16 protein-coding genes and 1 pseudogene are annotated in these 17972 nt (G+C 70.0%); 14 read left to right on the forward strand and 3 right to left on the reverse strand.

The genetic code is table 11. The annotated features are described in order from the left end of the window. A partial coding sequence (locus KY469_19430; GenBank protein MBW3665272.1) for a hypothetical protein occupies window positions 1-1448 on the reverse strand: 1448 nt, incomplete at its 3' end. A gap of 236 nt (window positions 1449-1684) precedes the next feature. Here KY469_19430 and KY469_19435 point away from each other — a divergent pair. The 10 genes and pseudogenes from KY469_19435 to KY469_19480 all read left to right on the forward strand — a co-directional run bounded on the left by KY469_19435 (window position 1685) and on the right by KY469_19480 (window position 11678). Beyond that, entirely contained in the window at window positions 1685-2107 is a 423-nt protein-coding gene (locus KY469_19435) for a cupredoxin domain-containing protein (GenBank protein MBW3665273.1), read from the forward strand. Between the two features lie 23 nt (window positions 2108-2130). After that, window positions 2131-3612 carry a menaquinone biosynthesis decarboxylase gene (locus KY469_19440; protein MBW3665274.1) on the forward strand — a complete coding sequence of 494 codons (1482 nt, stop codon included), beginning with the start codon at window positions 2131-2133 and terminating at the stop codon, window positions 3610-3612. A gap of 33 nt (window positions 3613-3645) precedes the next feature. Continuing rightward, entirely contained in the window at window positions 3646-4074 is a 429-nt protein-coding gene (locus KY469_19445; protein MBW3665275.1) for an OsmC family protein, read from the forward strand. 13 nt (window positions 4075-4087) lie between these two features. Further along, window positions 4088-5002 carry a putative 4-hydroxybenzoate polyprenyltransferase gene (gene ubiA / locus KY469_19450; GenBank protein ID MBW3665276.1) on the forward strand — a complete coding sequence of 305 codons (915 nt, stop codon included), beginning with the start codon at window positions 4088-4090 and terminating at the stop codon, window positions 5000-5002. A 147-nt stretch (window positions 5003-5149) separates the two neighbouring features. Further along, entirely contained in the window at window positions 5150-5887 is a 738-nt protein-coding gene (locus KY469_19455) for a hypothetical protein (protein ID MBW3665277.1), read from the forward strand. A 94-nt stretch (window positions 5888-5981) separates the two neighbouring features. Next, a pseudogene (locus KY469_19460) lies at window positions 5982-6927 on the forward strand (ABC transporter ATP-binding protein/permease). A gap of 130 nt (window positions 6928-7057) precedes the next feature. Further along, window positions 7058-8539, forward strand: a complete 1482-nt coding sequence (locus KY469_19465; GenBank protein MBW3665278.1) for an HNH endonuclease — start codon at window positions 7058-7060, stop codon at window positions 8537-8539. A gap of 267 nt (window positions 8540-8806) precedes the next feature. After that, entirely contained in the window at window positions 8807-9523 is a 717-nt protein-coding gene (locus KY469_19470; protein ID MBW3665279.1) for a hypothetical protein, read from the forward strand. 126 nt (window positions 9524-9649) lie between these two features. Further along, on the forward strand, window positions 9650-10819 hold the full coding sequence (gene mqnE, locus KY469_19475; protein MBW3665280.1) for an aminofutalosine synthase MqnE: 1170 nt from the start codon (window positions 9650-9652) through the stop codon (window positions 10817-10819). 10 nt (window positions 10820-10829) lie between these two features. After that, on the forward strand, window positions 10830-11678 hold the full coding sequence (locus KY469_19480) for a menaquinone biosynthesis protein (protein ID MBW3665281.1): 849 nt from the start codon (window positions 10830-10832) through the stop codon (window positions 11676-11678). Here the strand turns inward: KY469_19480 and KY469_19485 are convergent, their stop codons facing one another. After that, a complete protein-coding gene (locus KY469_19485; GenBank protein MBW3665282.1) occupies window positions 11679-12263 on the reverse strand; it encodes a Uma2 family endonuclease in 585 nt (194 codons plus the stop codon). Between the two features lie 16 nt (window positions 12264-12279). On the opposite strand from KY469_19485, the gene mqnC reads away from it, so the two are divergent. Continuing rightward, the gene (gene mqnC / locus KY469_19490) at window positions 12280-13506 is read left to right on the forward strand and encodes a dehypoxanthine futalosine cyclase (protein ID MBW3665283.1); all 1227 of its coding nucleotides are present in this window, start codon (window positions 12280-12282) and stop codon (window positions 13504-13506) included. 3 nt (window positions 13507-13509) lie between these two features. Here mqnC and KY469_19495 read toward each other — a convergent pair whose 3' ends face one another. Next, the gene (locus KY469_19495) at window positions 13510-14442 is read right to left on the reverse strand and encodes a hypothetical protein (GenBank protein ID MBW3665284.1); all 933 of its coding nucleotides are present in this window, start codon (window positions 14440-14442) and stop codon (window positions 13510-13512) included. On the opposite strand from KY469_19495, the gene KY469_19500 reads away from it, so the two are divergent. The 3 genes from KY469_19500 to KY469_19510 all read left to right on the forward strand — a co-directional run bounded on the left by KY469_19500 (window position 14441) and on the right by KY469_19510 (window position 17732). Beyond that, complete coding sequence (locus tag KY469_19500) at window positions 14441-15283, forward strand: ubiquinone/menaquinone biosynthesis methyltransferase (GenBank protein ID MBW3665285.1); 843 nt, start codon at window positions 14441-14443, stop codon at window positions 15281-15283. The genes KY469_19495 and KY469_19500 overlap by 2 nt on opposite strands. Window positions 15284-15335: 52 nt before the next feature. Then, entirely contained in the window at window positions 15336-16346 is a 1011-nt protein-coding gene (locus KY469_19505; protein ID MBW3665286.1) for a hypothetical protein, read from the forward strand. Between the two features lie 126 nt (window positions 16347-16472). Continuing rightward, a complete protein-coding gene (locus KY469_19510) occupies window positions 16473-17732 on the forward strand; it encodes a geranylgeranyl reductase family protein (GenBank protein ID MBW3665287.1) in 1260 nt (419 codons plus the stop codon). The last annotated feature ends 240 nt before the right edge of the window (window positions 17733-17972 follow it).

A 17972-nucleotide genomic window follows, 5' to 3' on the forward strand; every position in this document is an offset into this window, starting at 1 on the left:
TGGCTGTTCTGGTCGAGCGCTCCGGCTGCGGCCTGGAACGTCGGGTCCTCGAGGTCGCCACCGGCCTGGACGCCGGTGTAGACCGCGATCCCGGCGAGGTAGACGTGCTCCTGCAACCCGGCGGTCAGCGTCGACCGCAGGTCGGCGCCAGCGCTGGCGGGGTCGCCAGAGATCTCATCGGGGAACTGGGTGGCGATGCCGCCCGCCAAGATCGCGGCGGTGCCGGGTATGACGCCGGCGGCGGTCTTGAGCTTGTCGAAGGCGGTGCCGTCACCGGCCACGACCGCGTCGATCGTGTCGAACACGGTGTCGACGTGGGGGACCAGCTCCATCGCGACGGCGTCTGCCGGCAGGTTGGGGTTGGCGCCTGCCAGGAACGCGCCGAAGTCGGTGCGGTACTGGTCGAGCCCGTCTCGGGCCTGCTGCGCGGCAGCGTCGTCACCGGTGGCCTTCGCCAGCGTGTAGTCGACGAAGAAGTCGATGTGCTTGCGCCACAGGGGCAGGAACGCGTCGCCAGCTTCCTGGCCGTAGACCGAGCCGATCGCGGCGGCGAGGTCCTGGCTGTTCTGGTCGAGCGCTCCGGCTGCGGCCTGGAACGTCGGGTCCTCGAGGTCGCCACCGGCCTGGACGCCGGTGTAGACCGCGATCCCGGCGAGGTAGACGTGCTCCTGCAACCCGGCGGTCAGCGTCGACCGCAGGTCGGCGCCAGCGCTGGCGGGGTCGCCAGAGATCTCATCGGGGAACTGGGTGGCGATGCCGCCCGCCAAGATCGCGGCGGTGCCGGGTATGACGCCGGCGGCGGTCTTGAGCTTGTCGAAGGCGGTGCCGTCACCGGCCACGACCGCGTCGATCGTGTCGAACACGGTGTCGACGTGGGGGACCAGCTCCATCGCGACGGCGTCTGCCGGCAGGTTGGGGTTGGCGCCTGCCAGGAACGCGCCGAAGTCGGTGCGGTACTGGTCGAGCCCGTCTCGGGCCTGCTGCGCGGCAGCGTCGTCACCGGTGGCCTTCGCCAGCGTGTAGTCGACGAAGAAGTCGATGTGCTTGCGCCACAGGGGCAGGAACGCGTCGCCAGCTTCCTGGCCGTAGACCGAGCCGATCGCGGCGGCGAGGTCCTGGCTGTTCTGGTCGAGCGCTCCGGCTGCGGCCTGGAACGTCGGGTCCTCGAGGTCGCCACCGGCCTGGACGCCGGTGTAGACCGCGATCCCGGCGAGGTAGACGTGCTCCTGCAACCCGGCGGTCAACGTCGCACGCAGTTCCGAGGCGGGCGTGTCTGGACCGCCTTCTGCACCGGTGGCGCTGCCGGTGTCCTCGGTCAGCCCTTCGGATGGATCTTCGGTCTGGGTCGCGGTCTCGGCTGCGGGGGCGGCATCATCGGCGTCGTCGCCGTTGCCACCACACGCGACGAGCGCGACGGACAAGGCGGTGGCAGCCGCGATGGACCTCACGCCGGAACGGCGGCGGGTCGATCGGGTCGGCTTCGACCGCGTCCTGAGTGAACGCATCGTGGTGTCTCCTGGGTGGGGTTCGCCGCAGCGATCTGCTGGGCGGCTTGCGTGGCTGGTTCGTGGGTGCCCCTCGCGATGGATTGGCGTGATCCCCTGGCCGTTCGGACATCGCGCTCGACCGAGCTGGACTCAGGCCGGCTGCGAACCACCCCTGACCTCGCCGCCAGGAACCCACGTTGCGAACCACGCTCGCACTCGCACTGCTCGCCCTCCTCGCCGCTGCCTGCGGAGGGGGCGCTGAGACGGCGGACACCTCCGCGCCCGCGGCGGGCAACGCGAGCGATGACGTGACCCGTTGCGCGTCGTTCGACCCCCACTGCGACGAGGAGCTGGCGCCGGACACCGTGGAGCTCCGCGGCATCCAGTTCAGCCCTCCGAGGCTCGAGGTGTCCGCGGGCACGACGGTCACGTTCGCCAACCTCGACCCGGTCCCACACACCGTGACGGCCGGAACCCCTGACGCACCGGTCGCGGCGACGTTCGACGAGGACCTCGCAGCCGACGAGACGGTCACGATCACCTTCGATGAGGCCGGCGAGGTCGCCTACTTCTGCGTGGTTCATCCGGGCGCTATGCAGGCGACCATCGTCGTGAGCTGAGTTCCACCGCGTAGGCTCGTGGGATGGCGTACCGCGACCTGCGCGAGTTCCTCGCGGCCCTCAGGGCCGCCGGCGAACTGCACGAGATCACCGCTCCGGTGTCGGCTGAGCTCGAGATCACCGAGATCGTTGACCGGGTGGTCAAGGCCGGTGGGCCGGCGCTGCTGTTCCGCAACGTCGAGGGCTACGACGTGCCCCTCGTCATCAACCTTTTCGGGTCCGAGAAGCGCATGGCCCTCGCGCTGGGCGCGTCGGACCTCGAGGAACCGGCGCGGCGTATCGAGAAGATGCTCGACCTCGACGTCCCAGCGGGGCTGCTGGGCAAGCTCGGCAAGCTCAAGGACCTCAAGGACATCGCGCACACCCCGCCGAAGCAGGTCAAGAAGGGGACCGTGCAGGAGGTCGTCAAGCGCGGCGACGACATCGACCTGCTCCGCGACTTCCCGATCATGAAGTGCTGGCCCATGGACGGCGGCCGCTACATCACCCTGCCGCAGGTCATCACCCGCGACCCGACGACGGGGCGACGCAACGTCGGCATGTACCGCCTCCAGGTGTTCGACGGGCGGACGCTCGGGATGCACTGGCAGATCCACAAGCACGGCGCCGAGCAGGAGGAGGAGGCGGGTCGGCTCGGTCGACGGATCGAGGTCGCGGTCGTCCTCGGCGGTGATCCGATCCTGACCTACGCCGCCACTGCGCCGCTGCCGGGCATCGACGAGTACGTGTTCGCCGGGTTCCTCCGCCAGGCCAACGTCGAACTCACGAAGTGTGTCTCGGTCGACCTCGAGGTGCCCGCGGACGCCGAGATCGTCATCGAGGGTTACGTCGACCCGACCGAGCGGCGCACCGAGGGGCCGTTCGGCGACCACACCGGCTACTACTCGCTCGCGGACGAGTACCCCGTACTGCACGTCACCGCCGTGACCCACCGCCGGGACCCCATCTACCCGTCGATCATCGTGGGCATCCCGCCGCAGGAGGACGACTGGCTGGGGAAGGCCACCGAGCGCATCTTCCTGCCGCTGCTGAAGTTCCAGCTCCCCGAGCTCGTCGACCTGTCCATGCCGTTCGAGGGCGTGTTCCACTCGTGCGTCATCGTCAGCATCAAGAAGCGCTACCCCAAGCACGCGTTCAAGATGGCACACGCGCTGTGGGGACTCGGCCTGATGAGCCTGGCCAAGCTCGTCGTCGTCGTCGACGAGGACGTCGACGTGCACGACTACTCCGAGGTGGCCTGGCGCACGTTCAACAACGTCGACTGGCAACACGACACGATCACGACGCTCGGGCCCGTGGACTCGCTCGACCACTCCAGCTACCAGCTCAACTGGGGCGGAAAGATCGCCATCGACGCGACCCGTAAGACCGCACGCGAGGGCTTCCCCCGCGAGTGGCCGCCCGACATCACCCAGGACCCCGACGTCGTCGCTCGCATCGATGAACGCTGGTCGGCGTTCGGACTGCCACCGCTGCCATCACGGCACGATCGGTCGTCTGACTAGGCTCGTCCTCCCGCCTTCGACAGGAGAGCCGCCATGCCCACACGCACTTCGACCGCCGTCTGGACCGGCAGCCTTGGATCCGGATCGGGCGAGATGACGATCGGCGACGGCGTCTGGACCGGCCCCTACAGCGTCCCATCACGCTTCGAGGAGGGCGACGGCACCAACCCCGAGGAACTCATCGGGGCGGCTCACGCGGGCTGCTTCTCGATGGCGCTGTCTGGGGTGCTCGCCCGCGCAGGCCACGACCCGGAGAGCATCGAGACCACCGCCGACGTCACCGTCGAGAAGTTCGACGACGGTTGGCGCATCACCACCATCGTGCTCCAGACCACGGCCTCCGTCCCGGGGATGGACGATGCCGCGTTCCAGGAGTCCGCCGAGGACGCCAAGGCCAACTGCCCGGTCTCGAAGGCTCTGGCGGGCGTCGAGATCAGGCTCGAGGCGTCACTGGCCAACTGAGCGTTCTCTGGCGATGACACGGACCCCGGCCTCGGCCTCCCCATCGCCTCAGGCGCCCCCGCTCCGCCGGACCGCGGTGGGCCGGTTCCTGGGGATGATCGCGTTCGAGCACAGCGTGTTCGCGCTGCCGTTCGCGCTGCTCGCGGTATGGACCGCCACCGACGGCGCCCCGCCCGTCGCGGGAACGCTGTGGGTCATCGTCGCCATGGTCGCGGCGCGGACCTTCGCCATGGCGATCAACCGCATCGTCGACCGCCACCTCGATGCCGAGAACCCCAGGACCGCGCAGCGCGAGCTCGTGACGGGGGCGCTCACCACCCGCGCCGCGTGGGGAGGGGTCGCCGTCAGCGTCGCCATCTTCGCGGGGGCACTCAGCCAACTCGACCCCATCACCTGGCCGCTGGCCCCGATCGCGCTGGCGGCGCTGGCCATCTACCCCTACTGGAAGCGGTGGACGTGGGCCGCCCACTTCGGTCTGGGCTTCACGCAGGCGATCGCCCCGGTCGGGGCGTGGCTGGCCATCACCGGAGAGCTCACGGTGGCTGCCGTGCTCCTCGGGCTCGCGGTCGGGACCTGGATGGCGGGCTTCGACCTCATCTACGCGACCCAGGACGTCGACGCCGATCGACGCCAGGGGGTGCACTCGTTCCCGGCTGACTTCACCATCGCGGGTGCGCTCACGCTGTCGCGCGCGCTCCACGTCCTCACGGTCGCCCTCTGGATCGGCTTCGGTCTCGCGGCGGGGTTCGGGGCGCTCTGGTGGACAGCGGTCGCGATCGGAGCGGTGATGCTGGCCTACGAACAGTCGCTGGTACGCCCCGACGACCTGACCCGCGTGAACCGGGCGTTCTTCACCGTGAACGGCTACGTCGCCATCGTCATCGGGGCGCTCGGCATCATCAGCACCGTGATCGATCAGGCGAACTGAGGGCCAGCCTCGCGTTCGATCCCGGTCGAGGCGGTGGCGGACCGGTCACTCAGCGCCGCGGTGGGAACCGCGCGAACGTCCGTCGACGAGGCAGGAGAGCGGGGGTCGGACGGCGAAGGGGCCCGTGACGACGATCACGAGGTCCTCATGCGACGTGTCTCGGCTTCCCTGCTACTGCTCGCCCTCACCAGCGTCCTGCTCATCGCGGCGGATCAGCCCGAGGGCTGCTACTCGCTCGCCGATCCGAACGACACGCCGGATGTCCACGCCGATGACGTCCTCGCGTGTCGACTGGACACCTTCATCAAGGCCAACGCCGCGCGCATCGGTAACGTCCGCGGTGTCACCGGCCAGGACACCTACCCGACCTTCTCGCCCGAGGCACCAGCGGGCTCCTACGAGGCTGGGAGCGGAGGCGCGACGCTCACGAGCTGGCACGCCGCGGCCGCAGCCGGCCACACCGACGATCGCTTCGCGCTGACGGTCGAAGGCGAGTTCGAAGGCAACATCGACACGCTGGCGATCGATCTGTACGCCATCAACCCGGTCGACCAGTACGTCTTCGTTGAGTTCTGGAGCCAACTCCACCTCGAGATCGACGGGACGACCGTCTTCGACACGTTCGGCAACGAGCTCGTCCTGACCCAGTACACCCCCATCAGTGACGAGCTCGTCAGGATCAGCTTCGCCTTCACCGACATCTGGGACACCCTCGGCGAGGTCGACTCGACCGACGAGACCCACACGGTGAGGTTCCAGATCAACGGCTTCACCTACGGCGACGAGGCGGTCTTCGTCTACGACGCCGTGGAGGTCCCCGCGGCCTTGAACTTCAACATCGCGCCGGGATCACTGTTCGCCTACCAGCAGATCTCGACGGCCTGACGACGAGAGCGTCGGCTCTGGAGCAGTCCAGGCCTGCCGGAGGCCTCTTCCGGGTCCTCTGAGGAGACACCCGGGGGCGTAGCATCCGTGCTCCATGACCGCCGACGATCGCCGCGACGCTCCCCTCCGACGCCTCTGTCGCGCTACGCCGGCGGCCACCGGCGCGCCATCGTCGGGGCGTCGGTCCTCTCGGTGCTCAACCCAGTCGCGCATCGCCCCGCGCTACGCCCTGGTCCGCGAGCAGGTCGGGCTGCTGAACCGCCAGCTGGCCAACAACCTTGGCGCCATCGTCACGATCAAGAGCTTCACGGCGGAACCACGTGAGGTGGACCGGATCGCCGCCGAGTCCGGCGAGTACCGCTAGCGCAGCCGCGCCGCCATCAAGCTCTCCGTCGTGTTCGTGCCGCTCATCCGTGTCGCGATCATGACCAGCGTTCATCGCCACGCTGCTGTACCGCGGGACGCTCACCCTCAACGGCATGTTCGCCGTGGGCTCCTACAGCGTGCTCGTCGTCTACACGCAACGGCTGCTGTGGCCGCTCACGCGGCTCGGTGAGACCTTCGATCTGTACCAGCGAGCGATGGCGTCCACCCGGCGGGTCCTCGACCTGCTCGACACGCCCGTCGCGATCGCGGACGGTCCTCGACCTCTGCCGCGCGACCGGATCTCCGGTGAGGTCCGCTTCGACGGCGTCGGTTAGCGTGGGCAGAAGCTGGCGGGAGGCCAGCGCCAGCGGCCCTCCATCGCGCGGGCGCTGCTCAAGGATCCTCCGACCCTGGTGCTCGATGAGGCCACCTCGTCGGTCGACAACGAGACCGAGGCCGCGATCCAAGGCTCGCTCGAGGGCCTCGCGGTCGGCAGGACGGCGATCGTCATCGCGCATCGCCTCTCGACCGTCCGCAACGCCGACCGCATCTGCGTGCTGTCGGCCCGACGCGTCGAGGAGATCGGTCGTCGCGACGACCTCGTGCGACACGGTGGCACCTACGCGAGCCTGTGGCGGGTGCAGACCGGCGAGCGCGTGAGCCCCGCCGTCTGAACGCGGGGTCGCGCGGTGGTCACGGGGACTCCCACAAGGTGCGCGGTGAACGCACGATGGGTACGTGTGTGCGGGAGTTGGTGTCACAGGTGGCGCGTAGCGTGGCGACGTTCCCGGATGGAGGGTCGTGATGCGTGTGCAGGTCCGTGAGTTGCTGACCAGGATGGATGCTCGTGCTGCCCAGGCCGAGTCCGGCGCGGGCGAGGGTGAAGCGGTGGTGTTGCCGGAGCTGGGTGGTTGGGAGGAGCTGGTGATCTACGCGCAGACGTCGGAGCGTGATCCGGCATTGGCGGAGCTGGATGATGGGGAGTTGGAGGATCATTGTCGGCGACAGGCGGCGTTGGCGGCGGCGACGATGGGGCGCTGGTTGCGGCTGTTGCGGGAGGTGCTGGTGCGGGGGGTGTGGGCGATCGAGGGGGCGAGGACGCCGGCGGCGTGGTTGAGCTACACGGTGGGGATGGCGTCCTCGACCGCGCGGGAGCACTGCCGGGTCGCGTTGCGGCTGCCGTCGTTCCCCCAGGTGCAGGCCCGGTTGGAGGCGGGCGAGCTCAGCTACAGCAAGGCGCGGGCGATCACGAGGGTGTCAGATCCGCGGCTGGAGCCGCTGCTGGTCCGTTTCGCGGAGCAGGCGACGGGTGAGCAGCTGGATCAGATCATCGCGGGGTTCACCCGCTCGGTGCGGGCGCAGCAGCAGGGGGTGCCGGCGTGGGATCGGGCGAGCCTGACCAGCGCTCAGCTCGATCACGAACTGACCCAGATCCGCATCGTGGTGCCCACCGCCGACGCGCAGGCAGCGCTGGCACGCCTCGACGCCTACGTGGAGGCAGTACGTCGGGAGGCGGTCGCGGCCGCCAAGCAGGCGGGGGAGGATCCGGTGTTGCCGACCCAGTTGGTGCAGCGGGTCGAGGCGCTGCTGGCCGCGGCCGAGCGCCTGGCGGTTGAGGTGGCCCAGGATGTGTCGGGGGCGGATGCGGCCACGCTGGTGATCCACGCCGATGTCGAGCAGCTGACCCCGCCCGAGTCGGGTCAGGACCGGGTTGAGGTGGTCGAGACCGTCACCCGGTGGGGTCGTCGCCGCGCGGCGATGTCGGCACGGACCCTGCAGCGCCTGGCGTGCAGCGCCCGCTACGCGCTGATCGGTCACGACCAGGACGGCGACACCGCCGGGGTGTCGGGCACCACCCGGCGGATCCCGCCCCGGCTACGACGGGCGCTGCTGGCCCGCGATGGCACGTGCCGGTTCCCGGGCTGTCACCGCAGCCGCGGGCTGCACGGCCACCACATCATCCCCGTGGAACGTGAAGGACCGACGGTGCTGGAGAACCTGATCGTGCTGTGCGGCTACCACCACACGTTCGTGCACGAACGGGACTGGGTCATCATCCACGACGGCAAGGGCCGGGCCCGGTTCAAGCCCCCCACCGGCCCGCCGCTACCCACCACCCGGGCGATGCTGGGCGCTTCCGCGGAAGCGCGTGACTGGCGCCGCTACGACCCCGACATCCTGCGTGCCCGCGACGGCACCCCCGCCGACTACGACAGCTGCGTGATGGTCCTACACCAAGAACTGCGCCGACTCGAAAACCCCGCCCAACTCGCCAACGCCGCCTGACCGCTTCCGCGGAAGCGGGTGACCGGCGTGTGCGCCCCGCGGGGATCCTGAGACGCTCCGCCGGGCCACTGCTACCCACCATCCGGACGATGCTGGACGCTTCCGCGGAAGCAGCGCGACGCGCGGCGTGCCCCCGCGGTCTGAACGCGGGGTCGCCCACTGGAGGTCGAGCCGCGGCAGGAGAACGGCGGGGCGAGGGCGAATTACCCCCTCGACCTGACTTCCCGGGCGGATCCCGGCAAGTCCATCCTCCACGAAGGAGTCGTCATGCGTTCGCGCACCATCGTCACGATCGTGGCCCTCGCGGTCACCGCCCTGCCGGGCATCGCCGCACACGAAGCCCCGCCCGAGGGATGCCGCGAGACCGGCACCCACGCCGAAGGCGAGGAGCCGCGCCTGATCTGCACCGAGGCCAACTACTTCCACTGCGCGGGCGACCTCAAGCTCCAGAACGCCGAGATCATCGCGAACTCGAACATCCCGTCCTGGGACACCACCCCGCCCGCAGGCTCGGTCACGGCGGGCGAGGGGTGCGGGACCTACGAGACGCTCCTGACCAGCGGTGACAACCCCTACAACGGCATGGACGGGATCTGGGAGGGGACCTTCACCGGCAACCTCGAGTCCTTCACGGTCGAGGTGCACAAGATCGACACCGGAACGTCCCGAGTGGACGACACCGAGGCCGCGCTCCTGTGGATCCGGATCGACGGCGTCGATGTCGTCGCCAGGCAGGCCGACGGCACACCGATGGCCGCGGAGCGCAGCTCGACCGGTGCCAGCATCAAGTACACGTTCACGGTGACCGGGCTGCAGGGCTACAACCTCGAGCGCGGCGCGGGCACGATCGAGCGCACCATCACCATCGGGGTCCGCAGCTTCGCCAACAACCAGGGCGCCTGGGTCTGGGACACGACCGAGGTTCCCGCGGGCGTCACGTTCAACCCCGCGTCGCCCGCCGGCACGCTGGTGTTCCCCGGCTGAGCCATCAGCAGCAGCGGTGCCCCGGCCACTGCGGCCGGGGCACTGCCGTGCGCCCCGCGGGGCGCGGGTTGGCAGCGGGAGCTCCGGTCGGCCACCCTTGACGGCCTCACCGACCGCGAGGCGTGCGTGACGACGACAGCCACCGGGCAGCTCCGCGATATCGAGGGCAGGGTCCTCGCCGGCGAGCGCCTGACCGCCGACGACGGCAACGCGCTGTACGCCTGCGACGACCTGTCGTGGCTCGGGGGGCTCGCCCGGGAGGTCCAGCGCACGCGCACCGGCGACACGGTGATGTTCAACGTCAACCGCCACCTCAACCTGACCAACGTGTGCGTGGCGTCGTGCGAGTACTGCACCTTCGAGCGCAAACCGGGCCAGCCCGACGCGTACACGATGCGCATCCCCGAGGCGGTCCGTCTCGCCGAGCAGATGCAGCCCGAGGGGCTCACCGAGCTGCACATCGTCAACGGCCTGCACCCCACGCTGCCCTACGACTACTACCCCAACGCCATCCGCCAGCTGAAGCAGGCGCTGCCAGGCGTCGCCATCAAGGCGTTCACCGCCACCGAGGTCGACTGGTTCTGCGAGCTCACGGGGCGCGACGCCGAGACCATCCTCGACGAGCTGATCGATGCCGGCCTCGAGTCGCTCACCGGTGGCGGCGCCGAGATCTTCGCCGAGGAGGTGCGCTCGAGGATCGTCGATCACGACTGCCACTGGGAGCGCTGGTCCGAGATCCACGAGCTCGCGCACGGCAAGGGGCTGCGGACCCCGGCGACGATGCTGTACGGCCACATCGAGGAGCCGCGCCACCGCGTCGACCACGTGCTGCGCCTGCGCGAGCTGCAGGACCGCACCGGAGGCTTCGTCACCTTCATCCCGTTGCGCTTCCACCCCGAGGGGTCGCGCATCCCGCGCCCCATCGCCACCGGTGCCGAGGCGATGAAGGTGTTCGCGGTTAGCCGCCTCCTGCTGGACAACTTCGACCGGCTCAAGTGCTTCTGGGTGATGCACGGACTGACTCTCAGCCAGCTGCTGCTCGAGTTCGGCGTCGACGACCTCGACGGGTCGGTGGTCGAGTACAAGATCACCCACGACCCGGACGGTCAGACACCCGACACGATGCACCGTTCTGACCTGCTGCGCCTCATCCGCGAGGCGGGGCGGATCCCGGTCGAGCGCGACACCCGCTACCGGCCGTTGCGGGTCTACCCCCGCCATCCCGCCCCGGACGAGGATCGACACGAGCGCCCCTTCCGGGTGAGGCAACTGCCGGTCGCGAACCCCGGTGCCTGAGATGAGCGAGCTGCGGCTCGTGCAGCGACCGCGGGTCGGACACATCCAGTTCCTGAACTGCCTCCCGCTGTACCACGGGCTGGTCCACAGCCAGGCGGTGCTCGATCTCGAGCTGACGAAGGGGGCGCCGACCGAGCTCAACCGCATGCTCCTCGATGGCGAGCTCGACGTCGCGCCGATCTCGTCGGTCGAGTACCTGCGCCACGCCAGCGAGCTGCTGCTGCTACCCGACCTCGTCGTCGCGGCCGACGGGGCCGTGCGATCGATCACCCTCGCGACCAAGGTCCCCGTGGAGGATCTGGACGGGGCGACCATCGCGCTCACCAACACGTCCGCGACCTCGGTGTCGCTGCTCGAGCTGCTCATGCAGGAGCGCTGGCAGGTGAAGGTGGACACGTTCACCTGTCCACCGGACCTTCCGCGGATGCTCGAGGAGGCCGACGGGGCGCTGCTGATCGGCGACGACGCCCTGCGGGCGAACTACGCCGCCCACGACGTGGACACCTACGACCTCGGCGAGCACTGGCACGCGCTCACCGGCATGCCGATGGTGTTCGCCGTCTGGGCCGCGCGGGCCGACTGGGCCGACGAGCACCGCGACGCGTGCCGCGCGGTCTACGAGGGCCTGCACCGCTCGCTCGAGCACTCGCTGGCCGAGGTCGCCGCGATCGCCGCCGACGTTGCACGCTGGGAGCCCTTCGATGCCGCGTTCCTCGAGTCCTACTTCCGCGGCCTCAGCTTCCGGTTCGGGCCGCGCGAGCAGACCGGCCTGGCACTCTTCGCCGAGAAGCTGGTCGCTGCTGGTGACGTCGGCCTCGACCACGTCCCGCCGTTCGAGTTCGCCCCGGTCGACCGCTGATCACCGTTCGGCGTCGAACACCTCCTCGACGTCCAGTTCGAAGCCGGGCAGGAGCGGGGTCGTGAGCCGCTGGCCGGGTCCGTACGTCTCCGGCGCCCCGTACGCGCCGTCGCGTAGGCGGTGCACGTCGATGCACGGAACCTCGAGGTCGACGAACCAGAACTCGGCCACGCCCTCGCGCTCGTAGAGGTTGCGCTTGTTGATCAGGTCGAGCCGCCGTGTCGAGGGCGACGACACCTCGATCGCGATGTCGGGTCCACCGCGGATGTAGCGCCGTTCGAGCCGCTCGAGGTGGTCGCGCGTCAGCAAGACGACGTCGGGCTCGACGTGGGTATCCTCGGCGAACCACACACCGGTCGGGGCGGGGTACACGCGCCCGCCGTGCTCCTCGACGTAAGCGAAGAGACGAACCGTGAGGATGGTCACGGCGTGCTGGTGGGGGACGATCGGCGGCGCTGTCACGTACAGCTCCCCGTCGATGAGCTCGCGCCGGAGGTGGTCGTCGGGGAAGTCGAAGAGGTCGTCGTACGTGAGCCCCGTGGCCACGGGGACACCCGCTGGCAGCGGCGCCGACAGCTCGCTCACGACCGCTCTCTCGTGCATGGACGGGACCGTACGTGTGGAGCGTACCGACGTGGTCGCGGACCCGGCCGTGCCTGTGGAAGCTCCGCAGCCGCCGGATACCCTCGAGCTCCACCATCAGGAGCCCGTCGTGCAGGTGTTCGCCGAGGACCGCCGGTCGACCGAGATCGCCGACCTGCTCGCGCACGCTGCCGACGGCGGCCGCATCAGTGACGACGAGGCGCTCCTGCTGTACGAGCGCGCCCCGTTCCAGGCCCTCGGCCGCGCCGCCGACGAGGTCCGGCGCCGCCGCTACCCCGACGGTCGCGGGACCTTCATCATCGAACGCAACATCAACTACACCAACATCTGCGTCACGAACTGCAAGTTCTGTGCCTTCTACCGCCCCCCGAAGCACGACCAGGCGTGGGTGCGTGACTGGGATGAGATCGACCGCCGCGTCGACGAGGCGGTCGATCTCGGCGCGTGCCAGATCATGTTCCAGGGTGGACACAACCCCGAGTTCGGGATCGAGTACTACGAGGAGCTGTTCGGGCGCACCCACCGCCGCCACCCCGAGCTGTTCCTGCACTCGCTGGGCGGGTCCGAGGTCGTGCACATCAGCAAGGTCAGCGGGATCGCGTTCGAGGAGGCTCTCACCAGGCTGCGCGCCGCGGGCCTCAGCTCGTTGGCGGGGGCCGGGGCGGAGATGCTCCCGGAGCGACCGCGATCGCTCATCGCTCCGCTCAAGGAGCCGGGCCGCGTCTGGCTCGAGGTGATGGAGCTCGCGCACACGATCGGGATCGAGTCCACCGCGACCATGATGATGGGCACGGTCGAGACCATCCCCGAACGCATCGAGCACCTCGCGATGATCCGGGATGTGCAGGACCGCACCGGCGGCTTCCGAGCGTTCATCCACTGGACCTACCAGGCCGAGAACAACAAGCTGTTCGGCCAGTCGCCCAGCGTCTTCGAGTACCTGCGGCTGCTCGCGGTCGCGCGGCTGTTCTTCGACGACGTCGCACACATCCAGGGATCCTGGCTCACGACCGGCAAGGAGGTCGGTCAGCTGAGCCTCCACTTCGGCGCCGACGACCTTGGCTCGGTGATGCTCGAGGAGAACGTCGTGTCGGCCGCGGGCGCCAAGCACCGGTCGGACACCGACGAGATCATCGCGCTCATCGGGGCGGCCGGCCGTCTGCCGGCGAAGCGCAACACCCTCTACGAGATCCTCGAGACCTACCCGGTCGAACAGGCCGCGTGACGATCACCGGCGCAGCCGGAACCGTCCCTTCTTCCCATCCTCGTCATCGTCGTTCGATGACCGCCGTGTCTTCGATGGCTTCGAGCCTCGCGCGGTGAAGTTGTAGGGGTCGAGGTCAGCCGGAGGCCCGGCAGCGGACGGCGATCCCTGCGGTGCGCCGGTGTCCGCCGTTTCCTCCTCCGAGGTGGGCGTCGCCGGTTGCGGCGACACCGCCGGTTCCGCGGGAGGAGCCGGCGCGGCAGGCGGCGGGATCGGCGGGGGAGCGGGCTGCGCAGCGGCGCCTGGAGGTGGAGGGGGAGTCGGCGGTGTCGAGGGCGTGGGAGCACCCGCATCCGGGGCCGTCGCGGGGGATCCTGCGGGCGGCGCGATCTCGAACTCCGCGAGGGCGTCGGCCACGTCATCCTGGCCGGGCGCCGCGATGTCCGCCGCGGCCGCGGCGACCTCGTCGATCGGGGAGGGCGGCGCGGGTCGCGGTGACGCGGGTGGCGGCGGTGTCGCAGCCGGCGGTGGTGTCGCGGCGGGTGGCGAAGGGGGTGGAGACGCTGGTGGGGGCTCCATGCCGAGGTCGGTGACCGCCTGCTGCAGATCGTCGAGGTCGAACTCCCCTTCGAGATCTTCGGCGGGACCGGTTAGCGAGGGGTCCGAGACCGTCGGAGGCGCGGGGACGGCGGGTGGAGGAGGAGCCGGCGCAGCCGGGGCGTCGCCCGTTGGGATCGGCGCCGTCCACGGCTCCGGCTCGCCGGCTTCCGTGGCGGCGCCCGCCCCGAGGTCGACCTCGTACTCAGCCGGCTCGGGGCCCTCGCTTGCTGCGGTCTCGGCATCTGGCGCGGGCGAGGATGCCGCGGACTCGACCTGGACGAGGTGCCCGCTCGGGCAGCGCCCCTCGCTGTTGATGGGCACCTCGCCGCCACACAACGAGCAGTAGGCGTGGAGCATGCGATCTCCTGCGCGATCCGGCGGTGGGGTGTGCCAAGGGTCAAGCTACCCTCCCGGCCGCCTCTCCCGCAGACCTTCGACGGAGTCCCCAGTGGTGCCTGGTGCCGCACGCCCCGATGGGTCGGCACCGCTGCCCGACGCCCGGCCCGACGCCAAGCAGGCCGACCTGGTCCAGGCGATGTTCGACCGCGTCGCGCCCCGCTACGACCTCCTCAACGCGCTGCTGTCGGTCGGCCAGGACGCGCGGTGGCGTGCGGTCGCGGCGGACGCCGCGGACCCGGCTGGCGCCACGGTGCTCGACCTGGCGGCGGGCACGGGGGCCCTCAGTCGCGACCTGATCGTCCGGGGTGCGCGTCGGGTGATCGCCCTGGACCTGTCGTGGAACATGCTCGCGGAGGGTTCGCGGAGGCTGTCCGCGGCCGCTGTCCCGTCGGTCTCGTGGGTGAACGCCGACGCGCGCCGACTACCGCTCGCTCGCGACAGTGTGGACGCGATCACGATCGGGTTCGGTCTGCGCAACGTGCCCCTGCCGGACCGCGCGATGGCCGAGTTCGCGCGCGTGGTCCGACCGGGCGGACGACTCGTCGTGCTCGAGTTCGCGGGGCCGACGTGGGGGCCGTTCCGCAGGCTCTACACCGAGTACCTCGGCCGAGCTCTGCCACGGATCGCGCGCCTCTTCTCACCGTCACCCGAGGCCTACCGGTACCTCGCGGACAGCATCCGGGCCTGGCCGACGCGACGCACGGTCGCCGACTGGATGCGCGCAGCGGGGTGGACCGACGTGGGGGTCCGCGACCTCAGCGGCGGCATCGTCGCCGTGCATCGCGCGGTCCTGGGCTGACACGGGGCTCGGTACCCTCCCGCGGATCCCGCTCCCCGCCCTGGTGATTGCCATGTCGACCCGACTCCACGCCCCTCGGATGCCACTGCTCGTGCTGCTCGTCGCGTTGGTGGCCTCCGCCTGCGGTGGCGACAGCGATCCCCAGGAGGAGCTCGCCGCCGCGGTCGAGGGGACCTTCGACGACTCGTTCGCGTTCGAGTTCACGGTGGATGCCGACCAGTCGGCACTCGCCGCTCTGGGCGAGGGTGCGGGGCAGGCAGCGTTCTTCCTCTCGGGCTTCAAGATCGCTGGTGCCACCGAAGGCGACAACACGCGCCTGGTCCTGCAGCTGCTGAGCATCGACGTCCTCGAAGCCCGATCCATCGGCGACGAGGCGGTGTACCTGCGTCTTGGGCTCGACGACGTCGCCCAGCTGACCGGCACGCCGGTCGACGTCGAGGCGCTGGCTGGCCAGCTCGACGACCTCGGTCTCGACCCCGCCGTTCGTCAGACCGTCGTCACCGCGCTGGAAGGAGGCTGGGTCGGCGTAGAGGGAGGTCTGGATCCGGAGCGCCTGCAGTCGCTGCTCGGCGGCGAGGAGACACCCGACGAGGCCGAGGTCGAGAGCGCGTTCGAGGAGAACTTCGGCGCGGACCTGCCGGCGTTCATCGAGCGTTTCGTCACCGTTTCGGAGCACAGCGACGAGGACGGCCAGCAGACCTTTCGCGTCGACCTGCAGGTGCGCGAGCTCCTCCGCGCGGCTGCCGACCTCAGCCAGCGCCTGGGTGAGCGGCAGATCGCGCTCGACGATCTCGAAGCCGACCTGCAGGAGCTGCCCGAGACCATCCCGGGCACGATCGTGACCTCCGGAGATCGCATCGACCAGATCCGTTTCGACCTCGGCGAGTCCGCACGACGGTCGGGTGAGGAGGTCGAGGGCCGCATCGACGTGACGCTCGCGCTGACCGACCACGGCGAGGTCGCTGCCATCGAGGCGCCTGCGGATGCCGACGTGCTGACCAGCGAGCAGTTCAGCAACGCCGTTGCTCAGGTGATGGGGTTCCTCACGGGTCTGGGAGCCTGATCCGCCACCCGGGGCTGGGATCTCCGGGCGGTGCCGGGTCAGCGTCACGTCCACTAGACTCGCGCGCATCGTGAAGCGTTTCACAAGCGCGGGACGGTCGCGCTCGACCGGAGGGAGGACGCGCCGATGGCACAGGTGCGGTACGCCGACGTCGTCATCGTCGGCGCGGGCCCCGGTGGCAGCACGGCGGCCGCGCACCTCGCTGATGCCGGGCGCGACGTCGTCGTCCTCGACAAGGATCACTTCCCGCGCGAGAAGGTCTGCGGCGACGGCCTGACCCCGCGGGCGGTCAAACAGCTGGTCGCGCTCGGCTTGCGGGACGAGGCCGAAGGCCGCGTCGCGGGGTGGGCCCGGAGTACGGGACTGCGTGTCCACGGTGGTGGTCACGTGATCGAACTGCCGTGGCCCGAGCTCACCGACTTCCCCGGCCACTCGCTCACATGCGTCCGCTCGACCTTCGACCATACGCTCGCTCAGCACGCGGTCAAGCGGGGGGCACAGGTGCAGGAGGGCGCCGAGGTCACGGGCCCCGTCTGGTCAACGCGCCGCCCCGACCGGGTCGCGGGCGTGCGCTGGAAGGACGAGGAAGGCAACGAGGGAGAGGTGAGAGCGCCGGTCGTGCTCGCCGCCGACGGGGCGTCGAGCCGGTTCGCGGTCGCCCTCGACCTCCACCGTCGCGACGACCGCCCCATGGCGGTGGCGGTGCGCACCTACTACCGCTCCGATCGACGCGACGACGTGTGGTTGTCGAGCTTCCTCGAGCTCCGTCACGGCGACGATCTGCTGCCGGGCTACGGCTGGATCTTCCCGATGGCCGACGGCACGGTCAACGTCGGCGCGGGCCTGCCGGACTCGTCGCGTCACTTCCGCCAGGTCAACTACCGGCGGTTGCTGCAACGGTGGGTCGAGGGCCTGCCCGACCACTGGGGCTTGTCCGACGCCATCCGCGACGGCCGCATCCGGTCCGGGCCGCTCCCCATGGGGTTCTCGCGCAAGCCGCACGCTCACCGGGGCGTGCTGCTGATCGGCGACGCTGGCGGGCACATCAACCCCATGAACGGCGAGGGCATCGCCTACGCCATGGAGTCGGCGCAGCTCGCCGCCGAGACCGCTGACCGTGCACTCGAGACGCGGCGGACCGACACCCTCCGGATGTACGCGGTCGAACTCGACCGGCGGTGGGGCGGGTACTACACCCTGGGGCGCCTGTTCCTCGAGTTGATCGGTCACCCCGAGATCATGCGCGTCTGCACCGAGTACGGACTGCCGCGCCGGCGCCTGATGGCGTTCGTGATGAAGCTGCTCGCCAACCTCACCGACCAGCGTCCCGGCGACGCGATGGACGTCGTCATCAACACCGCGTCGCGGATCGCCCCCGCCGCCTAGTACGGGACGGAGTGCTCAAGTAGCGAAGCGGTAGCACAGCAGGGAGTGCTCAAGTAGCGCAGCGGTAGCACAGCAGGGAGTGCTCAAGTAGCGAAGCGGTAGCACAGCAGGGAGTGCTCAAGTAGCGAAGCGGTAGCACAGCAGGGAGTGCTCAAGTAGCGAAGCGGTAGCACAGAGGGTTTGTAGGCCCCAGCGACCCGCCCGTAGGCTCGACGCCCGCCGACGATCACCAGGAGGACC

It is taken from the genome of Actinomycetota bacterium (assembly GCA_019347575.1).
Taxonomy (GTDB): domain Bacteria; phylum Actinomycetota; class Nitriliruptoria; order Nitriliruptorales; family Nitriliruptoraceae; genus JAHWKY01.